Annotated in this window: 16 protein-coding genes; 12 read left to right on the top strand and 4 right to left on the bottom strand. The window is 41.4% G+C overall.

The genetic code is table 11. The annotated features are described in order from the left end of the window. The first annotated feature begins 186 nt into the window (after nt 1–186). Entirely contained in the window at nt 187–753 is a 567-nt protein-coding gene (locus ACKI4H_RS08185) for an FMN-dependent NADH-azoreductase (RefSeq protein WP_407304986.1), read from the top strand. A gap of 79 nt (nt 754–832) precedes the next feature. Here ACKI4H_RS08185 and ACKI4H_RS08190 read toward each other — a convergent pair whose 3' ends face one another. Beyond that, a complete protein-coding gene (locus tag ACKI4H_RS08190) occupies nt 833–1,744 on the bottom strand; it encodes an alpha/beta hydrolase (RefSeq protein ID WP_407304987.1) in 912 nt (303 codons plus the stop codon). A 152-nt stretch (nt 1,745–1,896) separates the two neighbouring features. Here ACKI4H_RS08190 and ACKI4H_RS08195 point away from each other — a divergent pair, with 152 nt between their 5' ends. Continuing rightward, entirely contained in the window at nt 1,897–2,334 is a 438-nt protein-coding gene (locus ACKI4H_RS08195) for a DUF2147 domain-containing protein (protein ID WP_407304988.1), read from the top strand. Nucleotides 2,335–2,418: 84 nt separating this feature from the next. Here the strand turns inward: ACKI4H_RS08195 and ACKI4H_RS08200 are convergent, their stop codons facing one another. Together ACKI4H_RS08200 and ACKI4H_RS08205 are read right to left on the bottom strand one after the other, a co-directional pair. After that, on the bottom strand, nt 2,419–2,766 hold the full coding sequence (locus ACKI4H_RS08200; RefSeq protein WP_407304990.1) for a Spx/MgsR family RNA polymerase-binding regulatory protein: 348 nt from the start codon (nt 2,764–2,766) through the stop codon (nt 2,419–2,421). Nucleotides 2,767–3,217: 451 nt separating this feature from the next. Then, the gene (locus ACKI4H_RS08205) at nt 3,218–4,036 is read right to left on the bottom strand and encodes an exodeoxyribonuclease III (protein ID WP_407305062.1); all 819 of its coding nucleotides are present in this window, start codon (nt 4,034–4,036) and stop codon (nt 3,218–3,220) included. A gap of 40 nt (nt 4,037–4,076) precedes the next feature. Between ACKI4H_RS08205 and pyrE the strand changes: the two genes are divergently transcribed. Next, the gene (pyrE, locus tag ACKI4H_RS08210; RefSeq protein ID WP_171536916.1) at nt 4,077–4,727 is read left to right on the top strand and encodes an orotate phosphoribosyltransferase; all 651 of its coding nucleotides are present in this window, start codon (nt 4,077–4,079) and stop codon (nt 4,725–4,727) included. 73 nt (nt 4,728–4,800) lie between these two features. Next, complete coding sequence (locus tag ACKI4H_RS08215) at nt 4,801–5,637, top strand: GIY-YIG nuclease family protein (RefSeq protein WP_407304992.1); 837 nt, start codon at nt 4,801–4,803, stop codon at nt 5,635–5,637. A 29-nt stretch (nt 5,638–5,666) separates the two neighbouring features. On the opposite strand, the gene ACKI4H_RS08220 is transcribed toward ACKI4H_RS08215, so the two are convergent. Further along, a complete protein-coding gene (locus tag ACKI4H_RS08220) occupies nt 5,667–5,858 on the bottom strand; it encodes a DUF3565 domain-containing protein (protein ID WP_407304994.1) in 192 nt (63 codons plus the stop codon). Between the two features lie 117 nt (nt 5,859–5,975). Here ACKI4H_RS08220 and gshB point away from each other — a divergent pair, with 117 nt between their 5' ends. The 8 genes from gshB to ftsZ all read left to right on the top strand — a co-directional run bounded on the left by gshB (nt 5,976) and on the right by ftsZ (nt 15,488). Next, entirely contained in the window at nt 5,976–6,917 is a 942-nt protein-coding gene (gene gshB, locus ACKI4H_RS08225; RefSeq protein ID WP_407304996.1) for a glutathione synthase, read from the top strand. Nucleotides 6,918–6,931: 14 nt separating this feature from the next. Next, nucleotides 6,932–8,053 carry a phytanoyl-CoA dioxygenase family protein gene (locus tag ACKI4H_RS08230; protein WP_407304997.1) on the top strand — a complete coding sequence of 374 codons (1,122 nt, stop codon included), beginning with the start codon at nt 6,932–6,934 and terminating at the stop codon, nt 8,051–8,053. A 345-nt stretch (nt 8,054–8,398) separates the two neighbouring features. Then, entirely contained in the window at nt 8,399–9,496 is a 1,098-nt protein-coding gene (murG, locus tag ACKI4H_RS08235) for an undecaprenyldiphospho-muramoylpentapeptide beta-N-acetylglucosaminyltransferase (RefSeq protein WP_407304999.1), read from the top strand. Nucleotides 9,497–9,509: 13 nt separating this feature from the next. Further along, entirely contained in the window at nt 9,510–10,958 is a 1,449-nt protein-coding gene (gene murC, locus ACKI4H_RS08240) for a UDP-N-acetylmuramate--L-alanine ligase (protein WP_407305000.1), read from the top strand. A gap of 56 nt (nt 10,959–11,014) precedes the next feature. Beyond that, entirely contained in the window at nt 11,015–11,944 is a 930-nt protein-coding gene (locus tag ACKI4H_RS08245) for a D-alanine--D-alanine ligase (RefSeq protein WP_407305002.1), read from the top strand. Between the two features lie 3 nt (nt 11,945–11,947). Beyond that, on the top strand, nt 11,948–12,802 hold the full coding sequence (locus tag ACKI4H_RS08250; RefSeq protein ID WP_407305003.1) for a cell division protein FtsQ/DivIB: 855 nt from the start codon (nt 11,948–11,950) through the stop codon (nt 12,800–12,802). A 71-nt stretch (nt 12,803–12,873) separates the two neighbouring features. Further along, nucleotides 12,874–14,136: a cell division protein FtsA gene (ftsA, locus tag ACKI4H_RS08255; RefSeq protein ID WP_407305004.1), complete on the top strand. Its 1,263-nt coding sequence runs from the start codon at nt 12,874–12,876 to the stop codon at nt 14,134–14,136. 161 nt (nt 14,137–14,297) lie between these two features. After that, complete coding sequence (gene ftsZ, locus ACKI4H_RS08260) at nt 14,298–15,488, top strand: cell division protein FtsZ (RefSeq protein ID WP_407305005.1); 1,191 nt, start codon at nt 14,298–14,300, stop codon at nt 15,486–15,488. The last annotated feature ends 42 nt before the right edge of the window (nt 15,489–15,530 follow it).

The following is a 15,530-nucleotide window of genomic DNA, read 5'->3' on the forward strand; positions in this document are numbered from 1 at the left end:
TAACATAGCACGTTTTTTTATGAATAGTAATGCCTATATTTTGTACTAACGGGTCTAAAAATGCATGTTATCCGCATACCTATTGTTCTAAATATAAAACAGTGTGTTGTATATACGGGTATTATTCTATTTTTGTTGATCGATTAAACTGAGTTCATTGAATAAATAAAGATTAAGGTTTTGAGTATGAAAGTTTTACATATCGATTCAAGTATTTTAGGTGATGCTTCAGTTTCACGCCAATTAAGCCAGGCCATTGTTGAGCAGTTACAGACTAAACATGCAGATTTAGCTGTGGATTATTTGGATCTGGCTGCACAGCCCATTCCACATTTAACGGGTGCTATTTTAATGGGGCAAGATGCAGAACAAGCGGCTTTGGGCGAAAAAATCATTCAGCAATACCTGGATGCAGATATCGTAGTGGTTGGTGCCGCCATGTATAACTTTGGTTTGACTTCAACCTTGAAAGCCTGGATTGACCGCATTAGCGTAGCGGGTAAAACATTTAAATATACTGAGAGTGGTCCGGTCGGTTTAGCAGGTGAAAAAAAGATTTATATCGCAAGTAGCCGTGGTGGGGTCTATGGTGAAAATAGCCCAGTCGATTTTCAGGAAGGCTTTTTGAAAACGGTATTTAACTTCACCGGTGTGAATGATGTTGAAATTATTCGTGCTGAAGGCGTGAATATGGGGCCAGAGTTGAAAGATAAAGCCATCTCTGGCGCTTTGACCCAGGTATTGGCATTGTAATTTTAAAAAATATAAGCTATTCCTCTTTGGTCAGCTTCGGCTGACCTTTTTTATGTGCATTACTTTTTAATACCAGGATTTAATCTTGATCGAGTTGGTGGGCAAATTCGGCCAGATCTGCCAAGGCTTGTTTGCCTTCATCAAACCAATGATGAAACATCTGAAAATTATGCCACATACCGGTATACAGTTTATAGGTAAGATCCACGCCGGCTTGTTCCGCTTTTTCCTTAAAGCGCTTTGCATCATCCAGTAAAATTTCTTTAGAGCCCACTTGAACCAAGATCGGTGGCAATCCGTTCAAATCTGCAAATAACGGTGAAATGGCAGGATCTGCAGTGTCCATAGATGGAGGGACATAATAGTCAATGCCTGCTTCTAAAGTTTCAATAGAAAGTAGCGAATCATGTTTACGGTTATAGCGCAGCGATTCACTACTTAAAGTTAAATCTAGGAAGGGGGATAACAATATCAAGCCACTGACTTGAGGAAGATCTTCATCTCGGATTTTAAGTGCCAAACCCAAAGCCAAATTAGCGCCACAAGAGTCACCGGATAAAATAATATCTTTGGCTTGAATCCCTTGACCTAGCAAAGTGGTATAGATATCAAAAATCGCATCGCTGGCCTCAGGATAAACCGATTCGGGAGCTAAGGGATAATCGGCATGAAGCACTTGCATTTGCGTACGTGCAGCGACATGGGTCAAAAAGGCGCGATGAGTATTGAGTGAACCCAAATAGAATGCACCGCCATGAATATGCAAAATAAGTTGAGAGGATTCATTTTGAGGTTTTATTTCTTCAGCGCGCAAGCCTGCCAAGCGTAATGGCCTAATTTCAACGTCTTTGTTACTCGGAAAGGCACGGCACATTTGTTCTAAGGCAAAACGTATCGAGTTGGGAGGCAGGTTAAATTGGCTGGGCTTGCGGATAGCAGTTTTTAAAATGCTTTCTGTAATTAATTGTTTCCATAGCGGACTGATCTTCATGTTTTTTCCATTTTTTCTATCTTTTAGGGGATGATTAGATATTTACCAATTCAAGTTACAAGATTACACTAAATGGTCACATTCGAAAATTGCAAAAATGTTGTGACTTTTTAATACTAAGCCGTCTATACCAGACTAGGGAAACAAAAAAAATGAAAAAAATTGCACTTGCATTAGGATTGCTCGGATTAACAGCTTTGGCTAATGCTGCTGATCCACTAAATGGTTCTGTTTGGAAAACAATTGATGACAAAACGAAACAACCGAAAGCGATAGTAAAATTTACTGAACAAAAAAATGGCACATTGTCTGCAAGTATTCAACAGGTTTTAACACCAGGGGAAGAAAAGGCGTGTTCAAAATGTGAAGGCCCATATCATAACAAATCTTTAAGAGGCCTCAAGATTGTGCATGGTCTTAAAAATGCAGGCGGCACAAGCTATGCAGACGGTACTATTTTAGACCCTTCTTCAGGCAAAACTTACCGATTAAAAGGTCAAATGGTTGATGGCGGTAAAAAATTAGAATTACGTGGTTTTATTGGGGTAGCTGCTTTAGGTCGTAACCAGACTTGGATTCGTGCAGAATAATTCCAAGCCAAAATAAAATCTAAGAAAAGCCTGGCTGATATTCAGCTAGGCTTTTTTATATGGGGAGAATTTAATATTTTGGTTTTACTTTAAGGCACGGTAAGCCTCTTCATCATAACCCACGACATAACCTTGCTCAGTTTCAAGTACCGGACGTTTAATCAAGCTGGTATTCGTTGTTAAGGATTTGATTAAATTTGTTTTATTGGTAAGCGCAGTTTGCTGTTGTTCTTCACTTAGTTTGCGCCAAGTGGTGCCCTTTTTATTTAGGATGAGATCTTGTCCAACTTCATCGAGCCATTTTTTTACAGTTTCAGCATCAATGCCTTGTTTCTTGTAATCATGAAATTCGTAGGTCAGACCGAGCTCATTCAATAAGTCGAACGCTTTCTTCATTGAGCTGCAATTTTTGATACCATAAATTTTAAGCATAAGAAAATCATTTCATATTCAATTTACCAGATAGCCTAGCGAAAATTATTCAGAAGCTCTAGAGGGAATTAAAAGTATTAAAAAATAAATGAGATGTCATGAAATTGACATGTAGATTTGCCAATATAATAGTGGCTTAGATAAGAATAATTTTAATATTAAATATGGATTTAAGGAATCTAGAAAAGAGAAAACCCGCATTTAATCATCCTGATCATGCGGGTCTCATTTCAACGTCCATTGTCATATCCTTGCAAAATAAGCGACCGAAGCGGTTTATTCTGTTTCATCCTACGGCGTCCTGTCCTTTTGTGTCATCCTGACGTATCCCTTTGCCGTGGCGTCATAATGCACTTAAAACATATGTATAAAAATACACAAACGCGTCAAGTATTGTAGGTTTTTGGATGGTATTGAGTGAACATATGTTCACTCAAATAAGGCTGATTGATTAGATTTTATAATCAATAATCACAGGAGCATGGTCGCTGAACCAAGTTTCTTTATAGATCCAAGCATTGACTGTGCGGTCTTTCCAGTCAGGTGAACAGGCTTGGTAATCAATCCGCCAACCGACGTTTTTGGCACGGGCCTGTCCACGGTTTGACCACCATGAGTAAAGTTCAGCTTCTTTACGGACTTCACGGAAAGTATCGACATAACCCAGGTCATCATAGATATGATCTAGCCAGGCACGTTCATGTGGTAGGCAGCCAGAAGATTTTTGATTGCTCGTCCAGTTTTTAATATCAATGCGTTTATGGACGATGTTGTAGTCACCGCAAACGATGATCGATTTATCTTCATCGCGCCACTGTTTTAAAATTTCCTTGTATTGATTTAAAAAGTGGTCTTTACGGGCTTGTGCTTCTTCACCCGATGAACCTGAAGGTAAATAAAGCGAGCAAATATGAACAGGTTTTTCCAGACCTAAGTCAAATTCAGCAGATATAAAGCGTCCTTGAGAATCGGCCAATTCAAAACCCAAACCATCTTTTACGGAAACAAAAGGTAGGCGGCTATAAATGGCTGTACCGGCATAGCCTGCACGTTCAGCAGGGAACAGGTGTGTGTACCAACCTTCCGGTCTAAATTTTTCAGTCCACTGCGCATGCGTGATCCGGCTTTCCTGCATACAAATCACATCAGCATCTGACTGTTCCATCCATTCAAGCAAGCCTTTGGTCACGGACGAACGTAAGCCATTTACGTTAATGGAAACGACTCTTAGAATTTTTTGATCACTTGGATAGCTACTCTTTGGTATCATGCGCAAGTCTTACCTCTATTTATGAATTTTGGAGCACCTCATGACCTCGCCAGCTCAATTTAACCCTCAAGCTTTTATCGAACTTGCATTATCACGTGGTGTGCTTAAATTTGGTGAGTTTACTTTAAAATCGGGTCGTGTGAGTCCTTATTTTTTTAATGCCGGTTTGCTCAATGATGGTGAAGCGTTAACATTATTGGCTTCAGGCTATGCCGATAAATTAACAACTTGCGATAATGTTGAAGTGATTTTTGGACCTGCGTATAAAGGCATTCCTTTTGTAGCCGCGACTGCTGTGGCGTTGTCACAAAATCATGGTGTGAGCGTACCTTGGGGCTTTAACCGTAAAGAAGCCAAAGATCACGGTGAAGGCGGCGTATTGGTTGGTGCTTCAGTTGAAGGTAAAAAAGTCTGGATTATTGATGATGTGATTACTGCGGGTACAGCCATTCGTGAAGTAGTGACTGTGCTTAAAAATGCAGGTGCGCAAATTGCCGGTGTATTGGTTGCTTTAGACCGCCAAGAAAAAGGTCAAGGTAGCTTATCTGCAATTCAGGAAGTGCAAAAAGAACTCGAAATTCCCGTGCATGCACTCATTACCATGAAAGATTTGATGGATTTCCTAGATGCGAAAGGCGAGAAAGAAGCTTTAGCGAAAATGGAAGCGTACCGTGTAAAATATGGTATCTAATAATTAATACAAGCTATTGATTTTTAATAAGGCTCTATTCATGATAGGGCTTTATTTTTTTGAATAATAAAATATGTCATTACTTACTTTTAAAAATATCATGGGATTGATTTCTAATAATCCTTTAATAAAGTCATCAAAAATAAAATTTGTGAGACATAAAGGAGGAGATAAGGAATATTTAGATATTATTAAAGATTTATTAGGTAATAAAAATAAATTAGAAAACTATCAAAAAATTCAAGATAAGCCGATCTTTAATGATTGTGAATATATTATTTCTTTTATTGGTCAAGACGGTACAAAAGCACTTTTTTGGAATGTATTTAAAGTTTTAGGTGTTGAAAAAAAATCAGATAATCTTTATGAATATCAATTTGAAGAAGTAACTGGCTTTGAAGAACTGAGCTATAGGGTCGTAATAGATTGGGGAAAGGGAACACAGGCTTGGCATCAGCATTATGCAACTACTGATAAACAGATTTTAGAAATTTATCCTCAAGGCTATTTAGGATCATTCCCAGGATATGATCAGCTATTGTTGACACATTCTGAACTGACATTATTGGTGAGTAATCCTGAGGCCAATAAAGATTTGAAACATGCTTTATCCGCAGTAAGTGGTATTTATCTAATTGTCGATAAAAATACTTCCGAAGAAAAACAATATATTGGGTCTGCTTATGGGGTCGATGGAATTTGGGGACGTTGGTCGCAATATGCTAAAAATGGGCATGGCGATAATGTCACCTTGGTAGAATTATGCAAGCAAAATGATTATCAGAAAAATTTTACATTTACAATTTTAAAAACTTTACCTAAAAATCTTTCGAATAAAGAGGTTATACAAGTCGAGAATCTATATAAAGAAAAGTTAGGGTCACGTGTTCATGGTTTAAATGCTAATTAATCAATTAGAATCAATATGTAGGAGCGGCTTTATTTTTCTTCCTCACACTTCTTGCATTCCAGCATCACACCTAATTTTTCTTTGCGTTCTTCTTCACTTATCACCCAAGGGCGGTTTTGCCATGGCGGATTATGCCGAACATGCTGCGCATGACCACAGGCTAAATCTGCAACCCAGTCATTTTCCTCATCCAAATGAAAACCAATAATTGCCTGTTGCATCAACTGCTCCTGAAACCTCTTTGTACAATCATATAAAAGCTTTACCAAAATTGAGAAAAAAGAAAGATTAAACTCCGTTATACTTTTCTCAATTTAAAAATATATGAGCAGATCGATATGCGCGTACTTGTTGTGATGGATCCCATTGAAAATGTAAACCTGAAAAAAGATTCCTCTATGGCGATGCTGTGGGCAGCCAGCCGTCGTGGACATGAGTTGGGTTATGCGTTACAGCAAGATTTATATATCGAACAAGGCAAAGCCTTTGGTTTAATTTCACCCTTAAAAGTATTTGAAGACTATAACCATTACTTTGAATTGGGTGAAAAGAGAAAAGAATCGATTGCAGATTATGACGTGGTGTTGATGCGTAAAGACCCACCGTTCGACATGAATTTTGTCTATACCACTTATATTCTGGAACAGGCAGAGCGTGAAGGTGCGTGGATTATCAACAAACCGCAAAGCCTGCGCGACTGTAATGAAAAATTATTTGCCACCCAGTTTCCAGAACTTCAGGTACCGACTTTGGTAAGCTCAAATGAAGCGCTGATCCGTGAATTTCTGAAAGAACACGTCGATGTCATTGTAAAACCACTAGATGGTATGGGCGGTACAGGCATTTTCCGTTTATATCAAGATGGCATAAATATTGGGTCTACCATTGAAATGCTGACCAATAATGCGACCCAACCCATTATGGCGCAGCGTTATATCCCGGAAATTGTTGAGGGTGATAAACGTATCTTGATGATTAATGGCGAACCTGTACCTTACTGTTTGGCGCGTATTCCGCAAAATGGCGAAGTTCGTGGCAACTTGGCCGCAGGTGGTTTGGGTCAAGCACGTCCACTTTCTGAAAATGACAAGGCGATTGCTGCAAAAGTCGGTCCTTATCTTAGAGAAAGAGGTCTAGTCTTTGTCGGTCTGGATGTGATTGGCAATTACGTGACAGAAATCAACGTCACCAGTCCAACCTGTATCCGTGAAATTGATGATCAATTTGGAACATCAATTGCAGATAATTTATTTGATGTTTTAGAAGCCGGTCGACCATAAGTCGGATTTGATCTATGAAAATAAATTTAAAAAAGATCAAAATTTTTTTTCAAGATGAGCGCACGCAAGTTGCGCTCAATCAAATTAAAATGCTTATCCGGGAAAAACCAAATAAGTTGATGGTGGATGTTTTTACACTTTTTGGCGAAGCAAAATCTTTTGAATCACACTCAATTATTGGAAATCCTGTATTTAATCAGTTGGGATTACACCGGTTTCGGGTGCAAAAAGCAGCTCAATTGGCAGAACAGCGTAGGCAATATCTTGCTCGATTTATTGCAGTAGAAGATGTTGAACAATTTCAGCAAAATGGTTTTATTTTAAAAGGAAATTTTCTGTCAGATGCTGAATTTAACCAGTTAAAACAAGAATTGTTGGAGACAAAATTCGAGACCCGGGAAACTTTGCAAGGCGATACCGTGACACGTCGAATGTCTCTAGATCATCAAGTGCTGAATCAACTTCCAGCAACTAAAACATTGCTCCAAAGTCCTCAGTGGAAAAGTCTGATTAATTATGTGGGAAGCTTTAAAGTTCAGCCCATGTATTATGTGCAGGTGATTTTATCGCATGTACGTAAAGCTCGTCCCGATCCACAAACCAATTTACATAGTGATACCTTTCATCCAACGGTAAAAGCCTGGCTGTTTTTGACCGATGTCCTTGAGGATGAAGGGCCTTTTGTTTATGTGCCGGGTTCACATCAGCTTACACAATCGCGTTTAAATTGGGAACATCAAAAAGCTTTATCTATCAGTGAAAAGACCGATACCATGACCCGCCGTGGTTCTTTCCGAGTGAAACCTGAAGAGCTGTCAGCGATGGGCTATGCGCAGCCCAAGGCATTTGCAGTTAAGGCCAACACCTTGGTTGTGGCCGATACCTATGGATTTCATGCACGTGGTCAATCAACGCATGCATCGACACGTATTGAATTGTGGGCTTATGCTCGCCGAAATCCTTTTTTACCGTGGGTGGGTTTAAATCCTTTGTCTTTACCTCTACTGAATAAAAGACTGGTTCCGTTGTACTGGAAAGGTCTGGATTTTCTAGAAGCAAAATATCAACGTAATAATCCATGGAAAAAAGTGGGTAAACGATATGCGACCGAGCCTGCTGTAGTGAAAAGCAAATAATGGTAAAAGTGACAGGATACTTTTCATTAAGTTGATTGAATCATTATGAGATAAAAAAGAGTCCAATTCGGGCTCTTTTTTAACGAAGCTTTTGGGGCGAAAGCGTATTAAATTGATCAGCTGATCAAAAACAAGATCACAAAACCGGATAAAAAATGCATTAAATTGTATATTTTTCCTCGATTAATAATAAAACTAGTTTAAACTTTTAAATCCGTAGAAAAAAACAATGAAGCGCTTCGTGAAAAAAAGTAAATAACCTTTCACGGTTATGCGTTTGTGATTACAATTGATCGCTTAAAATCGTATCTCGTTATCCATATTTTAGAATTGAAGAATTAGACTGTGACTGAAGCAACGCAAACAAAGCCCAAACATGTCATGATGATGGCCGCAGGTACTGGCGGGCATGTTTTTCCAGCGCTCGCTGTTGCTAAAGAATTACAGCAGCAAGGAGTACAGGTGTCTTGGCTTGCAACGCCAACAGGCATGGAAAATCGCCTGTTAAAAAATCACAATATTCCAATTTATCAAATTGATATCCAGGGCGTCCGTGGCAACGGTGTGGTGCGTAAATTATTGGCACCTTTGAAAATTTTAAAAGCCACCTTAAGTGCCATGCGCTATATGAAACAGCTCAAGATTGATGCTGTGGTGGGCTTTGGCGGTTATGTCGCAGGACCGGGTGGTCTGGCTGCACGCGCCTTGGGGATCCCTGTCATTATCCATGAGCAAAATGCGATTGCAGGTTTTACCAATACCCAATTGTCCCGTATTGCCAAAACCGTGTGTCAGGCTTTTCCTGGCACTTTTGCTGAAAATGCAAAAATTGTGACTACGGGCAATCCTGTACGCAAAGAAATTACAGAAATTTTAAATCCGTCTTGGCGTTATCAAGAACGTGAGAAAGCGGCGAAGCCTTTACAAATTTTAATTGTCGGTGGTTCCTTGGGTGCGCAAGCATTGAATGAACGTGTGCCGGAAGCATTGAAACAACTTGATGTGCCGATGCAGGTATTTCATCAATGTGGTCAAAATCATCAGGATGCAACGCAGGCACGTTATAGTGATACACCTGCCACATTGCAGGTTGAAGTGCGACCGTTTATTGAAGATATGGCCAAAGCCTATTCAAATGCCGATCTAATTATTTGCCGTGCGGGCGCATTAACGGTCACCGAAATTGCAACTGCGGGTGTGGCTGCGGTTTTTGTTCCACTGCCAAGTGCAGTAGATGACCATCAAACCGCAAATGCGAAATTCCTTGCCGGTATCAATGCCGCGAAAATTTGTCCACAAGCCAGCATGACTGCGGATCGTTTAAAAGAATTGCTAACACCACTGATGAATCGCAAACTGCTGTCCGAAATGGCAGTTAAAGCACGTCAAAAAGCACAACCTGATGCAACCCAGCATGTGGTTCGTTTAATTCAAGAATTGTAAATTAGAGTGATATATGTCTCCATCTACTCCTGCTGAGCAAGCGAAAAAGTTAATTAAAGTACCTGAAATGCGTCGTATCAAACACATTCATTTTGTAGGAATTGGTGGTGCCGGTATGTGTGGCATCGCGGAAGTGCTAAAAAATCAAGGCTATAAAGTTTCTGGTTCAGACATTAAAGCCTCTAAAACCACTGCTCAACTTGAAGAAAACGGTATTAAAGTTTATATCGGTCATACTGCTGACAATATTAAAAATGCCAATGTATTGGTGGTATCTACAGCGATTGACCCGGAAAATCCGGAAATCAAGGCAGCGATTGAAACCCGTATTCCTGTAGTTCGTCGTGCTGAAATGCTGGGTGAATTGATGCGTTACCGTCATGGTATTGCAGTGGCAGGAACCCATGGTAAAACCACCACCACAAGTCTGATCACGTGTATGCTGGCGGAAGAAAATCTGGATCCGACCTATGTGATTGGTGGTTTGCTGAATCGTACCGGCGTGAATGCTGCACTGGGTGCGAGCCGTTATATCGTGGCTGAAGCGGATGAGTCTGATGCGACCTTCCTGCATTTACATCCGATGGCTGCAATTGTGACCAATATCGATGCCGACCATATGGACACCTATGGCGGTAGCTTTGACGTATTAAAAGATACCTTCGTACAGTTCTTACAGAAGCTTCCATTCTATGGTTTAGCCGTGGTTTGTGGTGATGATGCCAATGTCCGCGAAATTATGCCGCGTATTGGCCGTCCGCTTTTAACCTATGGTTTTAACGAAGATAACGACATTCGTGCGGTCGATGTGGATCAAGACGGCATGCGCACGCACTTTACCGTGTTACGTAAAGATCGTGAGCCATTACGTGTGACGGTGAACCAGCCGGGTCTGCACAACGTACTCAATGCCTTGGCTGCCATTGGCGTGGCAACGGATGAAGGCGTGTCTGATGCGGCAATTTGCCGTGCCTTGGAAGGCTTTAGTGGGGTAGGTCGTCGCTTCCAGGTTCAAGGTGAATTTGAGCTTGAAGGCGGTAACGTAAAACTGGTTGATGACTATGGTCACCATCCTAAAGAAGTGGAAGCGACCATTAAAGCTGCACGTCAAAGCCATCCAGACCGTCGTTTAGTGATGATGTTCCAGCCACACCGTTTTAGCCGTACTCGTGACTGTTTCGATGACTTCGTAGATGTATTGTCACAAGTCGATCAATTACTGTTGCTTGAAGTGTATCCTGCCGGTGAAAAACCGATTGTGGGTGCCGACAGCCGCAGCTTGGCGCGCAGCATTCGTTTACGTGGCGATGTTGAACCGATTTTGATTGATCCTGTGGAAGGCAATTTAAAAAATGCAGTGCAAAAAGTGTTAAAAGCGAATGACTTGTTATTAACGCAAGGCGCAGGTAATGTAGGTGCGATCTCGATTGAGCTTGCACAAAATAAATTGTATTTAAAATAATCATGTTATGTGATTTTGAATTTGATCGTTCAGTTATAAAGTTTAAGGATATAAACGTGGCAAATGCTTCAGAATTCGGCAAAGTTGCCGTGTTGCTTGGTGGTAAATCAGCTGAGCGCGAGGTTTCTCTAGATAGTGGTAAAGCTGTGCTTGAAGCATTACTACGCTCGGGTGTAAATGCAGAAGCTTTTGACCCGCAACAGCGTAGCGTGACTGAACTGGTCAACTATGATCGTGCATTTATTGTTTTACATGGTCGTGGCGGAGAAGACGGTCAAATTCAAGGTGTATTAGAATGGTTGAATCTGCCTTATACCGGTACCGGTGTGCAAGGCTCAGCCATTGGTATGGATAAAGTTAAAACCAAGCAGATTTGGCAAGGTTCTGAACTGCCGACGGCACCCTACCGTATTGTGACCAAAGATTCTGATCTGAATGCTGTAGTCGACAGTATTGGCTTGCCTTTCATTATTAAGCCGGTACATGAAGGTTCAAGCATCGGTATGAGCAAAGTTGAACAGATCGAAGACTTTGCCATTGCGATTGAAAAAGCCACTGAACATGATGCAGTGGTGATGGCTGAAAAATGGATTAGCGGTCGTGAATTCACGATTGTGATTCTCAACGGTCAGGCGCTGCCTGTAATTCGTCTTGAGCCGCCAAAAGATGTGGCTTTCTACGATTATGAAGCCAAATATAACCGTAACGATGTACAGTACGGCATTCCTTGCGGTCTAAGCCAAGAGGATGAAAAACGTTTACAGGCCTTGTCTTTGCGTGCTTTTCAGGCTGTAGGAGCAAGTGGCTGGGGTCGTATTGATGCGATGCAGGATGAACATGGCAACTTCTGGTTGTTAGAAGTAAACACTGTTCCAGGGATGACCAGTCATTCATTGGTGCCTAAAGCTGCGAAAGCGGTAGGGTGTAGCTTTGATGAGCTTTGTGTTGCTATTTTGGAACAAACGTTGACAGGTACGGCTCACTAAACCATGGCTCAACTTCCTGCTTCAATGCGCCGTAAACGAGCAGCAATTACCTCCATACATGACAAGCCACCGACCCGTAAGGAAAAGCTTGCAAATGCAGGTGGATGGATGTTATTGCTGGTTGCACTCATGGTATTGGCTGTAGGGGTCTATGGTTTATATAAGGTCATGACCGATGCGCATGTGGCAGAACTCAATGTGGTGGGTACGCGTTCAGATGCTGAAAATAGTCAGGTCATGCAGCATGTTACCCCAGCGGTAAAAGCAAATTATTTTACTTCGGATTTGGAGCAAATTCGAGATCAGGCGCTAGAGTTGTCTTGGGTAGATCGCGTGGTAGTTTCACGTGCATGGCCCAATTCAATTCGGGTAAGAGTGATGCCGCGTCATCCCATTGCACGTTGGGGAACTGGGCGACTTTTGAGTGATAGTGGTGATATTTTTGCAGAAGTGATTCCGCAAAATCATCAGAAATTGCCATTGCTGCACGGTCCAACTTCGCAATCCAAAATGATGATGCGTCGTTACAATGAAATTAATCAGTTATTTTTACCGGTCAATGTTCGTTTAAAAGAATTATATTTAACAGAACGTATGACCTGGTTTATGCAGTTTGATTCGGGTTTACGCGTTATTGTGGATCAAGATCAGACCATGAGTAAACTTCAACGCTTAAGTCATCTGGCACAACGTGATTTAAAACCAGTCTGGTCTAAAATCTCGTCAATTGACTTGCGTTATCGAAATGGATTGGCGATGCAATGGAAGAATTCAACCCCTCCAAGTATTATAAATGGTCATTTTGTTGTAACGATTGATGACACAAGCATTGCAGATGCAAGAGCGGTAAAGCCATAATTAAGCGGCTTTATATAAAATAGAGGCTTATGGCCATAAATTAACCAAACACGTAATGGTAGTAGTAGACAATGAATGAAGCTGTTCCCTCGGTTGTTGCGATTGACATTGGGACACACAAAGTTTCAGTTTTGATTGGTAAGGTACATGCGCCAGACAATATCCAAGTGATTGGGATGGCAACAGCTCGTAACCGAGGCATGAGTAAAGGGAAAATTGTAAGTCTCGATAAAGTCATTACTGCAATCAAAAATGCCGTACAAGAAGCAGAAGATATGGCTGAATGCCGGGTGCATTCCGCTTGGATTTCCATTCCAAGTGCAGAATTAAAAAGTTTTTATGCATCAGGTCGTACCCCCATTGAAAATAGCGACCATACAATTACAACCAGTGAAGTTGTACGTGCGCTAGAATTGGCTAAAGCCAGTCATTTGACCTCTGATCACTATTTGGTGAGTGCAGTACCTTTAGGTTTTGAATTAGATGATTCGGCAGAATGGGTACAAAATCCGATTCGTATGTCTGCCCATAGTATGATGGGTCATTATCAGTTGATGATGCTGCCGATTAGCACGATGCAGAATCTGGATCGTGCGCTGAAAGGTGCCAATATTGGGGTCGAGAAGATGGTGGTGTCCTGTTTGGCAACCGCTGAAGCAAGTCTGCTCAAAGATGAAAAAGAGTATGGTGCTTGCCTGGTGGATATCGGTGCGGGTACTACTAATATTGCGGTATATCTCGATGGCCGCCTTGCATTGACACACACTTTGCAACGTGGTGGCGAGCATGTTACGCGTGACATTGCGGCAGTCTTGCAAACCACCACGGAAGAAGCGGAACGAATCAAATTATTGTATGGTTGTGTTGACCTGAAAGTGGTGAAACCCGATCATATGATTCAATTTCAGGGCATTGATGGTCCACAAACCATCAGTCGCATTGAATTGGCAGAAATTATTATTGCGCGTTATGAAGAAATTTTGACTCAAGTTCATCAAGAGCTACAACGTAATGGTGCAATTCATGGTTTATATCATGGGGTGGTTCTGACAGGTGATGCAAGCCACATCGAAGGAATGGTAAATCTGGCACGTCACATGTTAGGGGTTTCGGCACATTTAGGAAATCCGCCGGTACAGGTATATGCTGAAGAGCAAAATCAGGCAGCATTGCGTCGTTCGCAATATGCAACAGCAGCAGGATTATTGATGTTTAGTCAAAGTGACACGCAAGATACCATTTTAGAATCTACAGATCCTGAAAAACTGTCTGTTTTTAAGCGAGTAGGTCGAGCATGGTCGGCATTAAATAATCAGTTAAAATCGATATTTTAAGTTGAATTTATTGGGAATATTGTTAGGAAGTTGTACGTCTAACGGCTTGGACTTGACAAGCGTGGAGTTGGGCAGCATCCTAAAACAAAATTTTTTATTAAGATCAAGGCAGTATACGGGCTTAAGTGACTGCCAATTACGAATTAGGAAATCCAAAGGTCATGGCCTCATTTGAATTTTTAGAAGATGATCAAAACGATAGTAACGGTCAAGCCCGTTTCACTGTATTTGGTGTAGGTGGTGCGGGTGGTAACGCTGTACAACATATGCTCGAATCAGACATTCAGGGTGTGAAATTTGTTTGTGCCAACACGGACAAGCAAGCTTTGGACCGCATGAATGCTCAATTCAAAATCCAGTTAGGCGAGCAAAGCACACGTGGTTTGGGTGCAGGTGCAAATCCTCAAGTGGGTCAAACTGCTGCAGAAGAAAGCCGTGAAATCATTCGCCAACACCTTGAAGGTACAGACATGGTGTTTGTAACTGCAGGTATGGGGGGGGGTACAGGTACCGGTGCTGCGCCTGTGGTTGCGGAAATTGCCAAAGAAATGGGTATTTTGACCGTCGGTGTGGTGACAACTCCATTTAACTTTGAAGGGAAACGTCGCCAGCAATCTGCTGAAAAAGGGATTGAAGCTTTAGAAGCACATGTGGATTCGTTAATCATTATTCCTAACCAGCGTCTGCTTAAAGTATTCCGCGATATTTCTATGAAAGACGCGTACAAAAAAGCAGATGATGTATTGCTCAATGCAGTACGTAGTATCTTTGATCTTGTGGTTCGTCCAGGTCATATTAATCTTGACTTTGCTGATTTGAAAACTGCAATGAGCACACGTGGTTATGCCATGATGGGTGTGGGTTCAGGTCGTGGTGAAACACGTGCGCGTCAAGCTGCTGAACAGGCAATTCGTAGTCCATTGCTAGATAACGTGACCATTATGAATGCCAAAGGTATTTTGATTAACGTGACTGGTGGTGATGATGTGACTTTCGGTGAGATTGAAGAAATTACCGATGTGGTCAATCAAATTGTCGATTTGGATGAAGGTCAAGTGTTCTATGGAACGGTATTTGATCCAGATGCACGCGATGAGCTGAGTGTGACTGTGATTGCAACTGGGTTAACCCGTAATTCAGCTGATTCAGCTGATACAGTTAAACGTCCGTCATCTCAGTCTGCAACTCGTCCGGCAAACCATGCTGCTCATGCTGTCGTGGAAGATGATGATGTACCTGCAATTCAGCGTCAAAACAATGATGCCGGTACAACGCCTGCTCCTGCAGTAGGTGCAGCTCGTCCAACACCTATGAGTATTCAAGATTACTTGAAAAATCAACAACGTAAATAAAATAATGGTTTAAGTTGTAGTTTTCAGATTTACAAAAGGTCG

The organism is Acinetobacter sp., from assembly GCF_045628685.1.
Classification (GTDB): domain Bacteria; phylum Pseudomonadota; class Gammaproteobacteria; order Pseudomonadales; family Moraxellaceae; genus Acinetobacter.